General features: G+C 57.4%; 18 protein-coding genes. 5 read left to right on the top strand and 13 right to left on the bottom strand.

The features are described 5' to 3' along the window. Nucleotides 1–7: 7 nt before the first annotated feature. The 3 genes from ubiE to udp form a co-directional block, all read right to left on the bottom strand. Nucleotides 8–763: a bifunctional demethylmenaquinone methyltransferase/2-methoxy-6-polyprenyl-1,4-benzoquinol methylase UbiE gene (gene ubiE, locus EDF73_RS26375; RefSeq protein ID WP_132731890.1), complete on the bottom strand. Its 756-nt coding sequence runs from the start codon at nt 761–763 to the stop codon at nt 8–10. Nucleotides 764–829: 66 nt separating this feature from the next. Next, nucleotides 830–2,278: a DNA recombination protein RmuC gene (rmuC, locus tag EDF73_RS26370; RefSeq protein ID WP_132731889.1), complete on the bottom strand. Its 1,449-nt coding sequence runs from the start codon at nt 2,276–2,278 to the stop codon at nt 830–832. Between the two features lie 138 nt (nt 2,279–2,416). Continuing rightward, nucleotides 2,417–3,178: a uridine phosphorylase gene (gene udp, locus EDF73_RS26365; RefSeq protein ID WP_132731888.1), complete on the bottom strand. Its 762-nt coding sequence runs from the start codon at nt 3,176–3,178 to the stop codon at nt 2,417–2,419. Nucleotides 3,179–3,443: 265 nt separating this feature from the next. Between udp and EDF73_RS26360 the strand changes: the two genes are divergently transcribed. Continuing rightward, a complete protein-coding gene (locus EDF73_RS26360) occupies nt 3,444–4,256 on the top strand; it encodes a dienelactone hydrolase family protein (RefSeq protein ID WP_132731887.1) in 813 nt (270 codons plus the stop codon). Between the two features lie 8 nt (nt 4,257–4,264). Here the strand turns inward: EDF73_RS26360 and EDF73_RS26355 are convergent, their stop codons facing one another. Both EDF73_RS26355 and metE read right to left on the bottom strand, forming a co-directional pair. Next, on the bottom strand, nt 4,265–4,954 hold the full coding sequence (locus EDF73_RS26355) for a transporter substrate-binding domain-containing protein (RefSeq protein WP_132731909.1): 690 nt from the start codon (nt 4,952–4,954) through the stop codon (nt 4,265–4,267). Nucleotides 4,955–5,090: 136 nt separating this feature from the next. Beyond that, nucleotides 5,091–7,352, bottom strand: a complete 2,262-nt coding sequence (gene metE / locus EDF73_RS26350) for a 5-methyltetrahydropteroyltriglutamate--homocysteine S-methyltransferase (protein ID WP_132731886.1) — start codon at nt 7,350–7,352, stop codon at nt 5,091–5,093. 252 nt (nt 7,353–7,604) lie between these two features. Here metE and metR point away from each other — a divergent pair, with 252 nt between their 5' ends. Continuing rightward, on the top strand, nt 7,605–8,558 hold the full coding sequence (metR, locus tag EDF73_RS26345; RefSeq protein WP_132731885.1) for an HTH-type transcriptional regulator MetR: 954 nt from the start codon (nt 7,605–7,607) through the stop codon (nt 8,556–8,558). On the opposite strand, the gene EDF73_RS26340 is transcribed toward metR, so the two are convergent. The 3 genes from EDF73_RS26340 to pldB form a co-directional block, all read right to left on the bottom strand. After that, on the bottom strand, nt 8,446–9,345 hold the full coding sequence (locus EDF73_RS26340; protein ID WP_132731884.1) for a carboxylate/amino acid/amine transporter: 900 nt from the start codon (nt 9,343–9,345) through the stop codon (nt 8,446–8,448). The genes metR and EDF73_RS26340 overlap by 113 nt on opposite strands. An 88-nt stretch (nt 9,346–9,433) precedes the next feature. Beyond that, on the bottom strand, nt 9,434–10,234 hold the full coding sequence (gene yigL / locus EDF73_RS26335; protein ID WP_132731883.1) for a sugar/pyridoxal phosphate phosphatase YigL: 801 nt from the start codon (nt 10,232–10,234) through the stop codon (nt 9,434–9,436). Between the two features lie 14 nt (nt 10,235–10,248). Then, on the bottom strand, nt 10,249–11,271 hold the full coding sequence (pldB, locus tag EDF73_RS26330; protein WP_132731882.1) for a lysophospholipase L2: 1,023 nt from the start codon (nt 11,269–11,271) through the stop codon (nt 10,249–10,251). Between the two features lie 109 nt (nt 11,272–11,380). Between pldB and rhtB the strand changes: the two genes are divergently transcribed. Further along, nucleotides 11,381–12,001: a homoserine/homoserine lactone efflux protein gene (gene rhtB / locus EDF73_RS26325; RefSeq protein WP_132731881.1), complete on the top strand. Its 621-nt coding sequence runs from the start codon at nt 11,381–11,383 to the stop codon at nt 11,999–12,001. A gap of 42 nt (nt 12,002–12,043) precedes the next feature. Here the strand turns inward: rhtB and rhtC are convergent, their stop codons facing one another. The 3 genes from rhtC to pldA all read right to left on the bottom strand — a co-directional run bounded on the left by rhtC (nt 12,044) and on the right by pldA (nt 15,514). Beyond that, complete coding sequence (gene rhtC / locus EDF73_RS26320) at nt 12,044–12,664, bottom strand: threonine export protein RhtC (protein ID WP_132731880.1); 621 nt, start codon at nt 12,662–12,664, stop codon at nt 12,044–12,046. A gap of 83 nt (nt 12,665–12,747) precedes the next feature. Then, nucleotides 12,748–14,574 carry an ATP-dependent DNA helicase RecQ gene (gene recQ / locus EDF73_RS26315; protein WP_132731879.1) on the bottom strand — a complete coding sequence of 609 codons (1,827 nt, stop codon included), beginning with the start codon at nt 14,572–14,574 and terminating at the stop codon, nt 12,748–12,750. Nucleotides 14,575–14,641: 67 nt separating this feature from the next. Next, nucleotides 14,642–15,514: a phospholipase A gene (gene pldA, locus EDF73_RS26310; RefSeq protein WP_132731878.1), complete on the bottom strand. Its 873-nt coding sequence runs from the start codon at nt 15,512–15,514 to the stop codon at nt 14,642–14,644. A 156-nt stretch (nt 15,515–15,670) separates the two neighbouring features. On the opposite strand from pldA, the gene yigI reads away from it, so the two are divergent. Both yigI and rarD read left to right on the top strand, forming a co-directional pair. Further along, the gene (gene yigI / locus EDF73_RS26305; protein ID WP_032690030.1) at nt 15,671–16,135 is read left to right on the top strand and encodes an acyl-CoA thioesterase YigI; all 465 of its coding nucleotides are present in this window, start codon (nt 15,671–15,673) and stop codon (nt 16,133–16,135) included. A gap of 49 nt (nt 16,136–16,184) precedes the next feature. Beyond that, nucleotides 16,185–17,078 carry an EamA family transporter RarD gene (gene rarD, locus EDF73_RS26300; protein ID WP_132731877.1) on the top strand — a complete coding sequence of 298 codons (894 nt, stop codon included), beginning with the start codon at nt 16,185–16,187 and terminating at the stop codon, nt 17,076–17,078. 58 nt (nt 17,079–17,136) lie between these two features. Here rarD and corA read toward each other — a convergent pair whose 3' ends face one another. Both corA and uvrD read right to left on the bottom strand, forming a co-directional pair. Next, a complete protein-coding gene (corA, locus tag EDF73_RS26295; RefSeq protein ID WP_004869610.1) occupies nt 17,137–18,087 on the bottom strand; it encodes a magnesium/cobalt transporter CorA in 951 nt (316 codons plus the stop codon). A 353-nt stretch (nt 18,088–18,440) separates the two neighbouring features. Continuing rightward, nucleotides 18,441–20,603, bottom strand: coding sequence for a DNA helicase II (gene uvrD, locus EDF73_RS26290; protein ID WP_132731876.1), 2,163 nt, complete (start codon nt 20,601–20,603; stop codon nt 18,441–18,443). Between the last annotated feature and the right edge of the window lie 69 nt (nt 20,604–20,672).

Below are 20,672 nucleotides of genomic sequence, written 5' to 3'. Positions count from 1 at the left end.
CCTCCTGTCAGAACTTATAACCACGGTGCAACGCAACGATACCAGCCGTCAGGTTGTAGTAATCGACGTTTTCAAAACCGGCATCCTGCATCATAGCCTTCAGGGTTTCCTGATTCGGATGCATACGGATGGACTCCGCCAGATAGCGATAGCTTTCACCATCTTTAGCCACCAGTTCCCCGACGCGCGGCAGCACGTGGAAGGAGTATGCGTCATAGGCTTTGCTGAGCGGCTCAATGATCGGTTTCGAGAACTCCAGCACCAGCAGACGCCCGCCTGGCTTCAGGACGCGATACATCGAACGCAGCGCTTTTTCTTTATCGGTGACGTTACGCAGACCGAAGGAAATGGTGATGCAGTCAAACGTGTTGTCGGCAAACGGCAGCGATTCCGCGTTGGCCTGCACATATTCCACGTTGCCGACGATGCCGATGTTGCGCAGCTTTTCGCGGCCCATTTTCAGCATCGAGTCGTTAATGTCCGCCAGCATGACGCGACCGGTCTCACCCACCAGACGAGAAAACTTCGCCGTCAGGTCGCCGGTGCCGCCGGCCAGGTCCAGTACGGTCTGTCCACGGCGTACGCCGCTGCAATCGATGGTGAAACGCTTCCACAAACGATGAATACCGAACGACATCAGATCATTCATGACATCATATTTTGCGGCCACAGAATGGAATACATGCGCCACCATGTCCGCCTTCTGCTCTTTGGCTACCGTTTGAAAACCAAAGTGCGTCGTTTCTTGTGAATCCTCAACCATCTCAATGCCTGCTTATCAAGAAAATGTTCATCGAGTGTAACAGATTCAGCGCATTTCCCATACGGTTCAGCGCGGCGGAGACGGCTCGCCGGAGAGCGCGACCTCGGCGGAATCGCGCATCAATTCGTTATCTTCCAGCGCGTTTTCCTCTTCTTCAGGACGATATTCATCATCCTCAGCGCTGGCCTGCTCGACTAAATCAGGATTAATCCCGCGTTTCACCTCAACGCCCAGGCCGCGGAATGCCTCGGCCTGCACCAGCAGATTCCCGCGTCCGGAGGCGAGCTTTTTCATCGCCTGACGATAGTTATCCTGCGCCTTATCCAGGCTCTGGCCGATAGCCGACATATCATCGACGAACAGGCGCATTTTGTCGTACAGGCGGCCCGCCCGCTCGGCGATTTTCTGCGCATTGCGGCTTTGGTGTTCATAGCGCCAGAGGTTGGCGATGGTACGCAGCGCCACCAGCAGCGTGGTGGGGCTGACCAGCATGATGTTGTTCTTCAGCGCTTCGCTGATAAGTTCTGGCTGGCGGTCTATCGCCAACAGAAAGGCCGGCTCAACGGGAATGAACATCAGCACGTAATCCAGCGAGCGCAGGCCCGGCAGCTGTTGATAATCTTTACGCCCGAGCAGGCGGATATGATTACGCACCGAGACAATATGCTCCTGCAGCGCCGCCTCGCGGGTGCCATCATCCTCGGCATTGAAGTAGCGCTCGTAGGCGACCAGCGTCATTTTGGCATCAATGACCACGTCTTTCCCCTGCGGCAGACGGACGATCACATCGGGCTGCATGCGCGAACGGTTGTCGGTTTCGATACTGACCTGGGTCTGGTATTCATAACCCTCGCGCAGCCCGGAAGCTTCCAGCACGCGGGTTAACACCACCTCTCCCCAGTTACCCTGGGTCTTGTTATCCCCTTTCAACGCGCGGGTCAGATTCAGCGCTTCCTGGGCCATCTGCGCGTTCAGCTGCTGCAGATTGCGGATTTCATGCGCCAGCGTATGCCGCTCGCGCGCTTCCTGACCAAAACTGTCCTGCACCTGGCGGCGGAAACCGTCCAGCTGTTCACGCAGCGGCGTCAGCAGCCCATGTAAACTCTGACGATTCTGTTCATCAACACGCCGGTTGCTGTGTTCAAAAATACGGTTGGCGAGGTTTTCAAACTGTTCGCTCAGGCGCTGCTCGCTGTTGACCATCTGGCGGATTTTATCTTCCGCGTGCATGCGGGTCGATTCAAGGCGGGTGGTGACTTCACGCAGATCGGCTTCCAGCGAAGTATTGATTTCACGCAGGCTGCGCAGCTCATTGTTCAGCAGCTCGCACTCGTCGCGCCAGTGGGCCTCCTGCGCCAGCTGCTGACGCGCGGCGCTGAGTTCGATATCCAGCTCTCGCCGCTCTTCGATAAGGTCAGCGCGAATTTGGTCGGCTTTGGCTTTGGTCGCCAGCCACCCGACGACCAGCCCAGCGGCCAGCGCCACGATGGCACTTATCATAATCGAGATGTCCACAACGCCCCCTGCAGCAACAACTTATCGATACAAGGTAGAATTGTGCTGTACAAACGTCCAGTTGAAAAGGGTTTTCCTGCGCAGAGCGCCGCAAAAAAGAAAGGCCGGATAAACCGGCCCTGGGCGAAGAAGGGAGAACTACAGCAGACGGCGCGCCGCTTCCACAACGATTTTTACCGCGTGGCTTTCGGTTTGTTTCATGGTTTCCGCGTTCGGAATTTCCTGCTGAGTACGGTTTACGATAACCCCGGCCACCATCCCGGCGCGCAGCCCCTGGCTGGCGCACATGGTCAGCAGCGTCGCCGATTCCATCTCATAGTTCATGACGCCCATGGACTGCCACTCTTCCATCGAGCCTTTAAAACGGCTGACCACACGGCCAGAGAAGGTGTCGTAACGTTCCTGACCCGGGTAGAAGGTATCAGACGATGCGGTAACGCCAATATGGGTGGTCGCCCCGATCGATTTTGCCGCTTCCACCAGCGCGGTGGTGCAGGCAAAGTCAGCGACCGCCGGGTATTCCATCGGCGCAAAGTGCAGACTCGCGCCATCAAGACGAACGGAAGCGGTGGTCACCAGAACGTCGCCCACATTGATATGCGGCTGGATTGCGCCGGTGGTGCCGATACGCAGGAAGGTACGAATCCCCAGCTGCGCCAGTTCTTCAACGGCAATAGAGGTCGACGGGCCGCCGATACCGGTAGAACAAACAATGACCGGCTTGCCATCCAGTTCGGCACGCCAGGAGGTAAATTCGCGATGAGATGCCAGCTTGACCGGCTTATCCATCAGCGCGGCGATCTTTTCCACACGCTCTGGATCGCCAGGGACGATAGCCAGCGTAGCCCCTTGTAAATCGTTTTTGGTGAGGCCGAGATGAAAAACATCAGACTTAGACATAAAAAACTCCTCTGTGGGTCAATTATCAGCAGAAGCAAAACGGTACTTTACAGAAGCTATTGGCTTATTTTTGTGACACTAATCACCATGAATGAAAGTCATTGCAATAATATTCCATCAAATAGTGATAAACATCACATTAACAAGTTATATTCGCCGGGCCTGAACAAAAGATAGCCTGTTTCAGGCACTGTGCTTTGTTAACGTCCGGTCGATAGCGTCTATAGTTATCGATGCGCTAATAAATAAGGGTACGGAGAATACCATGACCACAACCAAGCAACCTGGCTTTGCGCCTGCAGCCACGCCGCACGCTTCTACCGCCGTTCATACCCCGGAGGAGAGCATCGCCGCGGGTGAAACCTCGATCCCGACCCAGGGAGAGAACATGCCGGCGTATCATGCTCGTCCGAAAAACGCCGAAGGCCCGCTTCCGGTGGTCCTCGTTGTGCAGGAAATTTTCGGCGTGCATGAACATATTCGCGATATTTGCCGCCGTCTGGCGCTGGAAGGTTATCTGGCTATCGCGCCAGAACTCTACTTCCGTCAGGGCGATCCGAACGAGTACACCGATATCCCGACCCTGTTCCAGGAGCTGGTGAGCAAGGTGCCGGATACTCAGGTGCTGGCCGACTTAGACCATGTCGCCAGCTGGGCCGCGCGTCACGGCGGCGATGCCCATCGTCTGCTGATCACCGGCTTTTGCTGGGGGGGACGCATTACCTGGCTTTACGCCGCCCATAACCCGCAGCTGAAAGCCGCCGTGGCCTGGTACGGGAAGCTGGTCGGGCAGAAGACTCTCAACTCGGCGAAACATCCGGTGGATGTGGCGGTTGACCTCAACGCGCCGGTGCTGGGACTGTACGGCGGTAAAGACACGGGCATTCCGCAGGATACGGTGGAAACCATGCGCCAGGCGCTGCGTGCCGCTAATGCCAAAGCGGAAATTATCGTCTATCCGGACGCCGATCACGCCTTTAACGCCGATTATCGCCCCAGCTACCATGAAGAATCCGCCAAAGACGGCTGGGCAAGAATGCTGGCATGGTTTGCGCAGTATGGCGGGAAACGCAGTTAAGGCATGATCTATCGGTTGCCGATATGGCGGTTAATCATATCGGCAATCGTCCCGTCCTCCAGCCACGTAGCCAGGCAGCGACGAATAAATTCATAATGCTCTGGCCTGTTGCGAGGCACGCATACCGCCTGCTGTATCTGGCTGAAGCTATCAGGCAGCAGACGCAATTGCGGATATTCACTTGCCACACTGCTGAGTGGTTGACGAATACCGGCGACCATATCCCCTTCCCCCGCGATAAACGCGCGAATTGCCTCCTGCGAGGTCGCGTATTGACGCATCGTGGCATGCTGTAACGTGCGAATCAGATACAGCTCATAGGCCGCACCTTTACCAACGTTAATCGTCACCCCCTCGCGATCCCTCTCCTGTACGGACTGAATATCACTGTCCTCTCTGACCAGCAATGAGCTTTCAATGGTGACATAGGGTTGGGTGAAACAGAGCGTATCTTCCCGAGCAGGGTCAATCGCCAGAAAGGCGATATCCCATTGATCCAGCAAGGCGGCATCCACCACCTTCCCGGCCGTCGGCCAGGTGATAAATTGCGCTTCGCGCTCACACCGGGCGGCCAGCTTTTTGGCCAACTCGACGGTGAGACCTCCCGGGGCGTTATCCGGCAACGTGGTGGCGAGTACCGGATTCCCCAGATTAATAGCAAAACGCAAAGGTCGGTGTGGCTCATCGTGACCGATCATCATTCTCCCCCGAAAATAGCTTTGCCTGCATGGTCCCGCTAAGCGTAGCCCAGGCGGGGCGATCTGTCCGGAAAGGAAGAAGAAGAGCAAAAAAAGAGGAGGCCGCGGCCTCCTTCGGGGATGGGGGTGATTCTGATTAGGCCTGGCGCAGGTTCTGCGCGGCTTTCACCATATTGGCCAGCGCCGCACGCGTTTCCGGCCAGCCGCGGGTTTTCAGGCCGCAGTCCGGATTGACCCACAAACGCTCTGCCGGGATACGCTGCGCCGCTTTTTCCAGCAGCGCTTCAATCCATTCCACGCTCGGCACGTTCGGCGAGTGGATGTCGTACACGCCCGGCCCGATTTCGTTCGGGTATTCGAACTCTTCAAACGACTCCAGCAGCTCCATGTCAGAACGCGAGGTTTCAATGGTAATCACATCCGCATCCAGCGCGGCAATGGAATCCATGATGTCGTTGAACTCGCAGTAACACATATGGGTGTGGATCTGGGTGTCATCCCGGGCGACCGCGGCGTTGATCCGGAAGGCTTCCACGCCCCACTGCAGGTAAGCATCCCAGTCGCTACGCTTGAGCGGCAGGCCTTCACGCAGCGCCGGCTCATCAATCTGGATGATGCCGATACCGGCCGCTTCCAGATCCGCCACTTCGTCACGCAGCGCCAGCGCAATCTGCTTAGCGATAGTTTCACGGCTGACATCTTCACGCGGGAAGGACCAGCACAGAATGGTCACCGGACCGGTCAGCATGCCTTTCACCGGTTTGTCGGTTAGCGACTGGGCGAATTTCGCCCACTCAACGGTGATCGCCTCCGGGCGGCTGACGTCACCGATCACCACCGGCGGTTTCACGCAGCGGGAGCCGTAGCTCTGCACCCAGCCGTTCTGCGTGAAGATGAAGCCATCGAGGTGCTCACCGAAGTATTCCACCATGTCATTACGCTCGGCTTCACCGTGAACCAGGACATCCAGACCTAAACGCTCCTGCTCAACAATTGCCTGTCTGATGTGTTCCGCAATACCGGTGCGGTAATTATTGGCATCCAGATTGCCTTTTTTGAACTCCAGACGCAGGCCGCGGATTTCGGTAGTCTGCGGGAAAGAACCGATGGTCGTGGTCGGCCACGCCGGCAGATTAAAGCGGGCGCGCTGTGCCCGGGCGCGTTCGGCATACGGGCTATTACGCTGGCTGTCCCGGGCGGTTATGGCCGCCAGGCGTTTTTCCACCGCGGCGTTATGGACGCGGGTAGAGTGACGGCGCGCCTGAATCGGTGCGCTCCACGCCACCAGTCCAGCGGTATCGCCGCTGTTCAGCGCATCGCGCAGCAGCGCCAGCTCTTCGCATTTTTGCAGGGCGAAGGCGAACCAGCTTTTCACTTCCGCGTCGAGGCGAGTTTCCACGCTCAGATCGATCGGGCTGTGCAGCAGGGAGCAGGAAGAAGCGATCCACAGCTCACGCTTGCCGACGAGGTCTTTAATTTGCGCATATTTCTCGCTCAGATCGGCGCGCCAGACATTGCGGCCGTTGATCAGGCCCGCAGAGAGCAGCCAGTCGGACGGCAGACGCTGATGCAGAGCAGCTACATCATCTTTACCGTGCACCAGGTCAACGTGCAGGCCCTGAACCGGCAGCGCGGTGATGGTGTCGAGGTTACCGGTGATACCTTCAAAATAAGTGGTCAGCAGCAGCTTAAGCTGGCCCGCGAGCGCGTCATATGCCGGTTTGAACGCCTCCAGCCACGCCTGAGGCAGCTCCAGTACCAGCGCCGGTTCATCAATCTGCACCCACTCGATGCCGCGTTTTGCCAGCTCCGCCAGCACCTGCTGGTAAACCGGCAGAATGTCATGCAGCAGGCTCAGTCTGTCGAACGACTCGCCCTTCACTTTACCCAGCCACAGCCAGGTAACCGGCCCCAGCAGGACGGGTTTGACTTTATGACCCAGCGCCAGCGCTTCGTCCACTTCATCCAGCAGCTGGGTCCAGGTCAGTTTGAACTGCTGGCCTTTTACAAACTCCGGCACCATGTAGTGATAGTTGGTGTTAAACCATTTTGTCATTTCTGCCGCCGCCGCGGGCTCACCGGTCGGTGCGCGGCCGCGGCCGATGCGGAACAGGGTATCGATATCCACAGAGCCGTCTTTGTTCTGATGACGAGCCGGCACATTGCCCAGCAGCAGGCTGGTGGTCAGAACATGGTCGTACCAGGCGAAATCCCCCACCGGCAGCAGGTCAACGCCCGCTTGCTTCTGCTGTTCCCAATGACGGGCGCGCAGTTCGCGGCCCACCGCCAGCAGTTCTTCGCGGGTCGAGTTACCCGCCCAGTAGCTCTCTTGTGCTTTTTTCAGTTCACGACGTAGGCCAACGCGAGGGAAACCGAGGGTGTGGTTAATAATTGTCATTTTTAAGACCTCATAATTTTTAATGTTGTCTCTGCAGGCAAACCCTAAATAGTTCGACTGGCAGGAAGGCGGATCCGCAGCGCATCCCCAGGATGCTTACTGAAGTAAGTGACTGGGGTAAGCGTGGAAGCCAACGCATCTGCAAAATCGAAATATGATGAGTTTAGACGTCCAGATGTTTACACATCCATAATTGACAGGTACTGTATATTCCTCAAGCGCAAATTATTCATGCCGGAGTGAAGGACTTTCATGATCGAGATTAAACACCTGAAAACGCTACAGGCGTTGCGGAACAGCGGGTCGCTGGCAGGCGCTGCGGCGGCCCTGCATCAAACCCAATCCGCCCTGTCCCACCAGTTCAGCGATCTGGAACAACGCCTTGGCTTCCGTCTGTTTGTGCGCAAAAGTCAGCCACTACGTTTCACGCCGCAGGGTGAAATTCTGCTGCACCTGGCAAACCAGGTGCTGCCGCAAATCAGCCGCGCCCTGCAGGATTGTCATGAACCGCAGCAAACTCGTCTGCGTATCGCCATCGAGTGCCATAGCTGTATTCAATGGCTAACGCCGGCGCTGGAGAATTTTCGCGCCCGCTGGCCGCACGTCGAAGTGGATTTCCAGTCCGGGGTGACTTTTGACCCGCAGCCAGCCCTGCAGCAAAGCGAGCTGGATCTGGTCATGACCTCCGATATCCTGCCGCGAAGCGGGCTGCACTATTCGCCGATGTTTGATTTTGAGGTGCGCCTGGTGCTGGCGCCGGACCATCCGCTGGCGGCCAGAACGCGCATCGCGCCCGACGATCTGGCGACAGAGCTGCTGTTGATTTACCCGGTTCAGCGCGGTCGTCTGGATATCTGGCGTCACTTCCTGCAGCCGGCCGGCATCAGTCCGCAGTTGAAGAGCGTCGACAATACGCTGCTGTTAATTCAGATGGTTGCCGCACGGATGGGGATCGCCGCCCTGCCGCACTGGGTGGTGGAAAGTTTTGAGCGCCAGGGTCTGGTCGTGACCAAAACCCTGGGCGAAGGACTCTGGAGCCGGCTGTACGCCGCGGTGCGCGACGGCGAGCAGCGTCAGCCGGTCACCGAGGCGTTTATTCGCTCAGCGCGGAACCACGCTTGCGATCATTTGCCGTTTGTGCGGAGTGCGGAGCGACCCAACGGCGATGGACCCACAGTGAGGCCAGGATCACCAGAGCTCCTATAATAAAGCTCGGCCAGTGGGGCTGCTCCTGCCAGATAGCCAGGTTGACCAGCAGCCCGGCGGGGACATGCACGTTATTCATGATACCCAGCGTGCCGGCATCCACCTGCGTCGCCCCGTAGTTCCACATAAAGTATCCCAGGCCTGATGCCACCACGCCCAGCCACACCAGAATCCCCCACTGTAGCGTCGTGGTCGGCAGCCTCTGCGGGTTACCCAGCATAAACCACGCCGTCGCCGCGACCAGGAAAGCCCCCATATAGAACCACGCAAACGCGTTGTGCTGCGGCATCGGGCGCAGCTCCATCAGGCGCTTATAGCCCACCATGCCGATGGCGAAACTGATATTCGACAGCTGAACCAGCAGCAGGCCCGTCCAGAAATGCTCGCTCACTTTGTCATAGCGAATAATGGCTGCGCCCAGCACCGCCAGCCCGGCGCTCAGCAGATACCCCCAGCGGAGCTGGCGTCCGCGAAGCAGATCGTAAATCAGGGTGATATAGAGCGGCGTAAAAACGGTAAACAGCAGGAATTCAGACACCGTCAGGTAAAGATAGGCGCGGAACGCCAGCAGATACATGATGCCAAGCTGCATCGCCCCGACCAGCATATAGAGCACAATGGTACGCGGCGATTGCCCGCGGGTACGCAGAAACGGCAGGAACACCAGCGCCGCCAGCCCAACGCGCATCAGTACTGAAAAGTAGCTATCGACGCTGCCCGCCAGGTATTCGCCGATCAGACTAAAGGAAAAGGCCCACAGGATAGTGGTAATAATCAGTAGCGCCACAATGAATGTCTCTCAGGAAGAAGAGCACCCATTGTAGCGGAGAGTCAGGTTGACAACTGACTAATTTTCAGCCAGTCGTCAATCTCGATCAGGCGAGATAGAGCTTCCGCAAATAGTGCGGTACCGCATCGTCGGCGTTACTGCCGATCACCTCCAGCTCCGGGTGCAGATCTTTCAGACGCTGGTGCGCGTTGGCCATGATGCAGCCCTTGCCCGCCATTGACAGCATTTCTGCATCGTTCATACCATCGCCAAACGCGATGCAGTCTTTCAGACCGTAGCCGAGCATTTTAGCCACCGCTTCCAGCGCATGCCCCTTCGATACCCCGCCAGCCATCACTTCGAGGCAGGTCAGGGTGGAGAAGCTGACGTTCACGCGATCGCCCCAGCGGGCGTTGATCGCCTGTTCCAGCGGCAGCAGGTGCTGGTGATCATCGCAGGTGAAAAAGACTTTGCTGATCCCTTCGGGATCGAGTTCGCCCACTTCATACAGCTTGTAGTTAAACACCGCTTCTTTGAAAAAGCGCATCTCTTCCGGGCGGTGGCGGTTCATATACCATTCGTCTTCGCGATAGACGTTGGTGACCACCTTCGGGTCGTTACGCATCATTTCGAACAGATCGGCGGCAATATCGCGGTCGAGATTATGGGCAAAGATTTGTTTTCCCTCGCTATCGTGCACGCGCGCGCCGTTGGAGGTGATCATGTAGGATTTGATGCCTAGATTGTCGCGAATCTGTCCGACGTCAATGTAGTGGCGACCGGTGGCAAAGACAAAATGGATGCCGCGGGCGGTCAACAGCTGCAGCGTCTCTTTTGCGTAGGGGGTTAAGTAGTGATCGGGGGAAAGCAGCGTGCCATCTAAGTCAGACGCAACAACCTGGTACATAAAAATTTTAACCTCTAAGCAGGGCGACGAGTGTTTTCGTCGGATTCATTGTGTCGACTGAAAAAATCGACGATGGCATTCAGCGCGACTGAGCGCATGGCGTCCTTTTCAAAAAGGATCTCATGGTATGCCCCTTCGATGACAAGCGGCTTATTACCTTCGCAGGGTCGGCCTGCCGCGGCACGGAGCGCGCAGTAGCGCTCGTGCATACGGTTATCGACCACGCGTTCTTCTTCTGCCTGTAATAACAATGTAGGGGTCGTGTCTTTTTCGACGCCGGCCAGCGCCTCCTCACCCGCGAGGATCCCCTCCCGCACCCAGTGATAGGTTGGCCCGCCAACCCGCAGCTGCGGTTCATCGGCGTAAAATCGCAGGTTACGACGATAGCGTTGCCGGCTATGCGTCAGTACGTTGACCGAAAAGGGCAACGCCCGCCAGCGGCCGGTACCGAGGGCATACTCTTCACGAATGCGCTGATGGCCCTCAGCCCAGTCGAGAATATGACGCACCATCCAGTCGGGGAAACGCATGACGATGCCGAACATGGGCGCGCACAGCGCAATAGCATCGCAATGCTGCTGGTGACGCTGCAAAAATAACGTCGCGATCGCGCCGCCCATCGAATGGGCCAGTATAAACCGTTTCCGCCAGTGGCCGGGCGCCACTTCCTGCTGCCAGAGCGCCGCCAGATCGTCGACATAATCGCTAAAGCGCACCACGTGGCCGCGGTGGCTGTCGGTCAATATGCGCCCGGAACGCCCCTGGCCGCGATGATCGATAATCATCACGTCGAAGCCGCTGTGGAACAGATCGTAAGCCAGCTCGGCGTATTTGACGTAACTTTCAATACGCCCAGGGCAGATCACCACTACCCGGTCGTTATCTTTGGCGCAAAAGCGAACAAAGCGGACCGGGACATCGTCAACGCCCCTGAATTCCGCCTCTTCCCGCTGATGCCAGAAATCGGTGAGAGGCCCCATCGTAAAAGCCGCAAACGCGTTTTCTCGCGTGTCCCAATCCTTTTGCTGCCGAAACATCGGGTTTACACCCCTGTTAACCACTGAAAATCGTTTTTTTAGCGCGCATCACACAATGCTTACACAATAGCGTATTGTGGCATAAAAACAGACAACCAGGGAGTTTCTCATGACGTTCGAGTGGTGGTTCGCCTATCTGCTGACATCCATAATTCTCAGCCTGTCGCCGGGCTCCGGGGCCATCAATACCATGACGACCTCAATCAACCACGGCTACCGCGGCGCGGCGGCATCGATTGCCGGGCTACAAACCGGGCTGGCCATCCATATCGTCCTCGTCGGTATTGGTCTGGGAACCCTCTTTTCCCGCTCGGTGCTGGCCTTTGAGGTTCTGAAATGGGCGGGGGCGGCGTATCTTATCTGGCTGGGGATTCAGCAGTGGCGCGCGGCGGGGTCAATCAACCTGAACACCCTGGCGCAAGCGCAGACCCGCGGCAAGCTGTTTCAGCGCGCGGTCTTCGTCAACCTGACCAACCCAAAAAGCATTGTCTTTCTGGCGGCGCTGTTCCCGCAGTTTATCGTGTCGCATCAGCCGCAGGTAATGCAGTACCTGGTGCTGGGTATCACCACCATCGTGGTCGATATCATCGTGATGATTGGCTATGCGACCCTGGCGCAGCGTATTGCGGCGTGGATTAAGGGACCTAAGCAGATGAAGGCCTTGAACAAGGTGTTCGGCTCGTTATTTATGCTGGTTGGCGCGCTGCTGGCTTCGGCACGCCATGCCTGACGGCTATCCCGGTTCGTCTGCACAAACCGGGATAGCCTACGCTTAGCGTGAAATGATCAGATGAATGCCGAAACCGGCGAACAGCGTGCCGGCAATGCCGTCAATCCATTTTGCCATCCGCTGGTAGCCGCGACGCATCGTCGGTAGGGCGAACAGGCTGGCGACCACGCTAAACCAGGCCAGCGTTTCAAGGATAATCAGCAGGAAGATCCCCCAGCGCTCGCCCGCGCCGACGTTATCGCCGACAAACAGGGAGAAGACGGAACCGAAGTAGATAATCGCCTTGGGGTTAGCGAGATTCGTCAGCAGCCCTTTCAGGAAGCTGCGGCCGCTGCGGGCCAGCTCGACCTGCGGCTCCGGCGCCGCCACGGCGTTTTTCTTCAGCGCTCCGCGCAGCATCTGATAGCCCATCCAGCACAGGTACAGTCCACCGCCCACCATGATAATGGTGTGCAGCCAGGCCATTTTTTCGATAATCAGATGCAGGCCGAGCAGCGCCACGCCGGCCCAGACCATCACGCCGCAGGTTATCCCCAGCACGCCCATCATCGCCTCTTTGCGGGAGCGGCTAACGGCGGTCTGCGAAACAAAGAAAAAGTCCGGGCCAGGACTCATTAGCGCAATGATATGCACCAGCGCGACGGTGAGGAAAAGCATCAGCATGATTGAACCCTACTTAACAGGCTATTTACCCGGAAAAATATAGTGAAGACCGCAACTATCCTGACACTTTTTTGCCCGGCTGACTACTCATCTTCACCATCGATATGCGCGCGAATCAGCGCCATAAACTCTTTACCGAAACGCTCAAGTTTACGCGTGCCCACGCCGTTCACACTCAGCATTTCACCCGCGGTAAGCGGCGACTGCTCCGCCATTTCGATCAGCGTCGCGTCGTTGAACACGACGTACGGCGGGATATTCTCTTCATCGGCAATCGCTTTACGTAATTTGCGCAGCTTGGCAAACAGCTTGCGATCGTAATTGCCGCCGAAGGATTTTTGCATCGCCTTCGGCTTCAGCGCCACGATACGCGGAACCGCCAGCTGCAGCGGCACCTCGCCGCGCAGCACCGGACGCGCCGCTTCGGTTAGCTGCAGCGCCGAGTGCTGCGCGATATTCTGCGTCACCAGACCGAGGTGAATCAGCTGGCGAATCACGCTCACCCAGTGTTCATGGCTCTGCTCGCGGCCGATGCCGTACACCGGCAGCTTGTCATGCGCCATCTCACGAATGCGCTGATTGTTGGCCCCGCGCAGCACTTCGACCACGTAGCCCATACCAAACCGCTGATTGACGCGGTAAATCGTCGAAAGCGCCTTGCGCGCGTCCATTAACGCGTCGTACTGTTTTGGCGGATCGAGACAGATATCGCAGTTACCGCACGCTTCCTGGCGCCCTTCGCCAAAATAGTTGAGCAGGACCAGCCGACGGCAGGTTTGCGCCTCGGCAAACGCCCCCATCGCGTTCAGCTTGTGGCGCTCAATGTCCTGCAACGGCCCGGCGGGTTTCTCCTCCAGACAGCGACGCAGCCACGCCATATCGGCCGGATCGTAAAACAACATCGCTTCTGCAGGCAGACCGTCACGCCCGGCGCGGCCGGTTTCCTGATAGTAGGACTCAATATTCCGTGGAATGTCGAAATGCACCACGAAGCGGACGTTGGGTTTATTGATCCCCATCCCGAAGGCCACCGTCGCCACGACGATTTGCAGATCGTCGCGCTGGAATTTTTCCTGTACGTCCGCACGCACGTCGTTTTCCAGCCCGGCATGATAGGCCGCGGCGCTGATACCGCGGCTTTGCAGGCGTGCGGCGGTATCTTCCACTTTCGACCGGCTGTTGCAGTAGATAATACCCGACTTGCCACGCTGGTCCTGCACGTAGCGCATCAGCTGATCGAGCGGTTTAAACTTCTCCATCAGCATATAGCGGATATTCGGGCGGTCGAAGCTGCTGACCTGAATCAGCGGGTCGTTCAGTCCCAGCAGACGAACGATATCGCGGCGGGTAGTGTCATCGGCGGTGGCGGTTAACGCCATAAACGGAATCTGCGGCACGCGCTGGCGCAGCTGGCCCAGAGCGGCATATTCCGGACGAAAATCATGCCCCCACTGGGAAATACAGTGCGCCTCATCCACCGCCACCATCGCCAGATTCCAGTGGCTGAGATGCTCGAGGAAGTTATCCAGCATCAAACGCTCGGGGGCGATATACAGCAGGCGAATCTGCCCGCTGCGACAGCCGGCCATGACCTCCTGCTGCTGCTCGCGGCTCTGCGTCGAGTTCAGACAGGCGGCGGCCACGCCGTTAGCCAGCAGCTGGTCGACCTGATCTTTCATCAGCGAGATCAGCGGCGATACCACCACCGTCAGGCCGCCCAGCACCAGCGCCGGCACCTGATAGCACAGCGATTTACCGCCGCCGGTCGGCATCACGACCAGGCAATCGCGCCCGCCCAGCGCCGTATCGATAATGGTTTCCTGGCCGGGGCGAAACTGCTGGTAGCCGAAGGTTTCCTGTAAAACCTGCTTTGCCAGCAATGCTTGATTCAATACTTCCGCCTGCGCCACGTTGACCCCGTCTGCGTGAAAAGAAAACAGGCGCTATTTTCAGCGCCTGTGAGCCAGAGTGCAACGATTAAAACAGATCGTTGAGCGTCACGCCGACGCCGACGCGGGTCTGATTAAAGTTATAATCGATAAGCGACTCGCCATAACCGCTGTAAACCTGGGTGTAGAAGCGCACATGGCGGGTAATCGGATAGCTGACGCCCAGCTCCGCGCCGCCGTAACCGGTGTTCCAGTTATATTGCCCCTGCGCGCTGAGGATCGCCTCACCTAGCTGATACCCCACCTTCAGACGGTAATAGCCCATATATTTGGCGATATCCGGGTTATCGTTGGTGCTGCCGATCACGTACCAGGGCTTCACTTCCACCAGCCAGTTGCCGTTTTGCGCCATCAGGCGGGTATACAGACGGTTCCAGCTGCGCGAGGTGGGGTCAGAGCGGCCGTTCGAATCGTGGTTATAACCCATCTCGATATCGCGCAGCGTCCAGCCGGCCAGCTGGTAATCGGTGGCGAAGCCCAAAAACAGCTGCGGTTCATAGTTAGTTTCCCGAAACGGCGCTGACTCTTTGCTGTTCGAGAGCTGCCACCAGGACTTCTGCGTATAGGATGCCCCCAGCAGCGAGTTCTCGCCGAGGATCCCTCGCCACAGCGGAAATGCCAGACTGAGCTGGAATTTCACTTCATCTTTGCGGGCGTTTTCCGCCCAGTCATAGCTGGCGATCGCTTCCTTGTTGATATCGCTACTCCACGTATAGAGCAGGTAGTTGCTCTCATAGGGATACAGCAAGAAAGGATTATCATGGTCCTGCAACAGGTTAGCGATAATACTACCGCGCACCGCCGGTTTATCATGAACCGGAGGGCTAACCGGCGCGTCCTGCGCCAAAACGCCAGCCGGCAGCGCGCCCAGCGCCAGCAGCCAGGCCAAAGAGATACGCATTACTGTTCTCCTGAATGAGTGATTTTTATTTCTGTTTTACCCCGCATCCATTCTACCTGTTTACCGCCGTCCTGCCCGGTTATCCGCTCTGAAAGTGGCAATCGCCATGTTAGAAGCATAAAATCAACATTTTATTAACGAATGGATACAATTGTCATGTCTGAACTCACTGCCGACGCCGTCCTTAAGCTGGTGGGCGAAATCTTTGTTTACCATATGCCGTTTAATCGCGCCTTAGGATTGAAGCTGGAGCGTTATGAAAAAGAGTTTGCCCAGCTTAGCTTCAAAAATCAGCCGATGATGGTCGGTAACTGGGCGCAGAGCATTCTGCACGGCGGAGTGATTGCCTCCGCGCTGGACGTCGCCGCCGGGCTGGTGTGCGTAGGCAGTACGCTGACCCGCCATAACACCATCACCGAAGAAGAGTTACGCCAGCGTCTGTCGCGCATGGGAACCATCGATCTGCGCGTCGACTATCTGCGCCCGGGGCGCGGCGAGCACTTTACCGCCACCAGCAGCCTGCTGCGCGCCGGTAATAAGGTCGCAGTCGCCCGCGTAGAATTACATAACGAAGAGCAGGTCTATATTGCCAGCGCCACGGCGACGTATATGGTGGGTTGAACCCCGCAAATCAAGTAACATCGCTATTTTGGCGTAACGGATTTTACCGATGGATGCAAAACAAACGCGGCTGGGGGTTATTCTGGCTCTTGCCGCCTATTTTATCTGGGGCATCGCCCCCGCCTACTTCAAGCTGATCTACTATGTTCCCGCCGATGAAATCCTCACCCATCGCGTGATCTGGTCTTTCTTTTTTATGCTGGCGTTAATCAGCCTCAGCCACCAGTGGCCGCAGGTAAAAAAACTGCTGCATATGCCGCGCAAGATTCTCCTGCTGGCGCTGTCGGCGGTGCTGATTGGCGGCAACTGGCTGCTGTTCATCTGGGCGGTGAATAACCACCATATGCTGGAGGCCAGCCTGGGCTACTTTATTAACCCGCTGGTGAACATCGTGCTGGGGATGATTTTTCTCGGCGAGCGTTTTCGCCGGATGCAGTGGCTGGCGGTACTGCTGGCCGCGTGCGGCGTGCTGGTACAGCTGTGGACCTTTGGTTCGCTACCAATTATCGGCCTCGGGCTGGCCTTTAGCTTTGCCTTTTACGGGCTGTTGCGTAAAAAGATCGCCGTCGACGCACAAACCGGGATGCTGGTTGAGACTCTGTGGCTGTTGCCGGTCGCCGCCATTTACCTGTTTGCTATCGCCGATAGCCCAACCAGCCAGATGGGACAGAACCCGTGGTCGTTGAATCTGCTGCTGATGGCGGCAGGTGTCGTCACCACCATTCCGCTGCTGTGCTTTACCGGCGCGGCGACCCGCCTGCGGCTCTCCACCCTGGGATTCTTCCAGTATATCGGCCCGACGCTGATGTTCCTGCTGGCGGTGATCTTTTACGGCGAAGTTCCGGGGGCAGATAAGATGGTGACCTTTGGCTTTATCTGGGTCGCGCTGGCGGTCTTTATCGTCGATGCGCTGTATACCCAGCGCCGGCTACGCAGAGAATAGCCGACGCGGATGTCATACCCGGATAAGACGGCAGCGCCGCGATCCGGGTGCCTATCCCCTACAGCCAGTTTTTACGCTTAAAGTAGAGATACGGCGCCAGGCCGGCGAGCATCATAAAGACGATGGCGCCCGGATAGCCAAAGCTCCAGTGCAGCTCAGGCATAAACTCGAAGTTCATCCCGTAGCTGGAGGCCACCAGGGTGGGCGGCAGGAAGACCACGGAGACCACCGAGAAGATCTTGATGATGCGGTTCTGCTCGATATTGATAAAACCCATCGCCGCCTGCATCAGGAAGTTTACCTTCTGGAACAGCGATTCGTTGTGCGGCAGCAGGGATTCGATATCCCGCAGGATCTCACGCGCCTGCTCCAGCTGGCCCGCGGGCAAACGCGCCTTTCGCACCAGGAAGTTCAGGGCGCGCTGGGTATCCATCAGACACAGACGGACCTTCCAGCCGATATCTTCCTGTTCGGCAAGCGTCGAGAGGGCGTCATCGTACTCGTCGCCCTGGCGGCCTTCCATAATGACGCGGCTGAGTTTCTCGAGGTCGCTATAGATATTTTCAATTTCATCCGCCAGCTGTTCGATTTTGGTTTCGAACAGATCGAGCAGCAGCTCATAGGCGTTGCCATCCACCATCAGCTGGTTGCGCACGCGCATGCGGTACAGGCGGAAAGCGGGTAATTCGCGCTCGCGCAGGGTAAACAGACGCCCTTCGCGAATGGTGAACGCCACGGTGGAGTTACCGGCGTGATCCTCTGCGTCTTCAAAAAAGAAAAAAGAGTGGATGTGTAAACCGTCTTCATCTTCGAAGAAACGCGCCGATGCTTCGATATCTTCCAGTTCCGGGCGCGTTGCCAGGTTCTGACCCAATTCCGTCTGCACGCGGCTTCGTTCTTCGTCGTCGGGCTCGACCAGATCGACCCACACCGAACTGGCGAGATGTTTGATCTCATCAGCTTCCAGGCGTGTTAAACGATTATTTTCCAGTTGAAATGCGCTCAGCATGACCGGGACTCCCAATGCAAAAAAATTATCGGACAGTTCGGAGGGCACACAGAAACAACTTGGGTTTCAGACCATTAAGCCTGACTCAGAGCGACGGGTATGAAGGGTCGCTGACAACCGCTAAGGCTATCAGCATAAGAGGATAGCCTTAGGAGTTGTTCCTGACGGACAGGAAGTTGAGCCAGCATCTACTGGGTGTGTCCAAGGCGAATGTCCTCTTAGCGTAATCGTGCGCGCATGTTACGCCAGCGCAAAAACGGCGTCAACACGCAACAGAACGCTAAAGAGCAAATCCTGCCCTTTAGCATATAAGGCTAGCAGATTATTACAAAAAAACGATACTTTTCTTACTGTTACACTGTTTCCAGCCGCGCATAGGCCGCCACCAGCCATTTGATGCCCTGCCCCTGGAAGGCGACCTGCAAACGGCTGTGCTCGCCGCTACCTTCCAGATTCACGATGGTGCCTTCGCCGAATTTAGGATGGCGCACGCGCTGACCCAGCTTGTAGCCGGTGTCGTTCTCCGCCATCGGCGCGCCCATCCGCTGATGGCTGACCGGACGGCTCACCGTCGCGCGCAGGCGCACCTCTTCCACGCAGGCTTCCGGCAGCTCGCCGATAAAGCGCGACGGGCGATGGTAAACCTCTTTGCCATACAGGCGGCGGGTTTCCGCATAGGTCAGGGTCAACTTCTGCATCGCCCGCGTCACGCCAACGTAAGCCAGACGACGCTCCTCTTCCAGACGGCCGCCTTCATCCAGCGCCATCTGGCTCGGGAACATCCCCTCTTCCACGCCGACGATAAACACCTGCGGGAACTCAAGGCCTTTCGCCGAGTGCAGGGTCATCAGCTGCACCGCATCCTGCCAGGTATCCGCCTGCCCTTCCCCCGCTTCCAGCGCGGCATGAGAAAGGAAGGCCTGCAGCGGCATTAAATCTTCATCTTCATCGTTGTAGCTGAACTGGCGCGTAGCGGTGACCAGTTCCTCTAAGTTTTCGATTCGCGTCTGGCCTTTTTCGCCCTTTTCCTGCTCGTACATCATGCGCAGGCCGGAATCTTTAATCACCCGGTCGGTCTGGACATGCAGCGGCATATCCGCCGTCTCCTGCGCCAGGGCGTCAATCAGCTCCATAAAGCGCTGCAGGGCGCTGGCGGCGCGGCCGGCCAGGACTTTATCCTTCAGCAGCTCGCGGCACGCCTGCCAGAGGGTCAGCTGGCGATCGCGCGAGGTTTGCCGCACCACGTCAAGGGTACGGTCGCCAATGCCGCGGGTCGGGGTATTCACCACCCGCTCAAAGGCGGCATCATCGTTACGGTTGGCAATCAGACGCAGATACGAAAGCGCATCTTTGATTTCCTGACGTTCAAAGAAGCGCATCCCGCCGTAAATACGGTACGGCATGCTGGCCTGCAGCAGCGCCTCTTCCAGCACGCGCGACTGGGCGTTGCTGCGATAGAGAATGGCGCACTGCTCCAGCGCGCCACCGTTCTCCTGCCAGGTTTTAATCCGGTTGACGACAAAACGCGCTTCATCCAGATCGTTGAAGGCGCAGTAGAGGGAGATCGGCTCGCCGTCGGCGCCGTCAGTCCACAGTTTCTTACCCAGACGCCCGCTGTTGTTTTCAATCAGGGCGTTGGCGGCGCTCAGGATATTGCTGGTCGAACGGTAGTTCTGTTCCAGACGGATGGTCTGCGCGCCGGGAAAATCGGTGAGAAAACGCTGGATGTTTTCGACCTGGGCGCCGCGCCAGCCGTAGATCGACTGGTCATCATCCCCCACGATCATCACTTTGCCGCTATCGCCCGCCAGCAGGCGGATCCACGCGTACTGAATGTTGTTGGTATCCTGGAACTCGTCCACCAGGATATTGGTGAAGCGTTCACGATAGTGCTGAAGAATATGCGGTTTGTTGAGCCACAGCTCGTGCGCCCGCAGCAGCAGCTCGGCAAAGTCTACCAGCCCTGCGCGATCGCAGGCTTCCTGATAGGCCTGATAGACCTTCTGCCAGGTTTGTTCCACCGGGTTGCCGTAGCTCTGAATATGATGCGGACGCAGCCCTTCGTCTTTCTGGCTGTTGATGTACCACATCGCCTGACGCGGCGGCCACTGCTTCTCGTCGAGATTCATTGCTTTAATCAGGCGCTTCAGCAGACGCAGCTGGTCTTCACTATCGAGGATCTGAAAATCCTGCGGCAGGTTGGCATCCAGATGGTGAGCCCGCAGCAGGCGGTGGGCCAGACCGTGGAAGGTGCCGACCCACATGCCGCCCTGGGTCGTCCCCATCAGTTGGCCGATACGATGGCGCATCTCCGCCGCCGCTTTGTTGGTAAAAGTCACCGCCATGATGGAATACGGCGAGCAGTTTTCCACGCTCAGCAGCCACGCGATACGATGCACCAGCACGCGTGTCTTACCGCTGCCCGCACCAGCCAGAACCAGCATATTGGTACGCGAGGCGGCTACGGCTTCGCGCTGTTTGTCATTGAGGCTGTCGAGCAGGTAAGAAACGTCCATTGGCACCGCCGGAAATGAGCTGCCCGGCAACGCTGCGTCTACCGGGCATACTGTTAATATATACAGAAC

The sequence above is a fragment of the Klebsiella sp. BIGb0138 genome (genome assembly GCF_004342285.1).
Taxonomy (GTDB): domain Bacteria; phylum Pseudomonadota; class Gammaproteobacteria; order Enterobacterales; family Enterobacteriaceae; genus Klebsiella.
The sequence above is the reverse complement of the archived record's forward strand: the minus strand, read 5'-3'. Positions and strand labels throughout refer to the sequence as shown.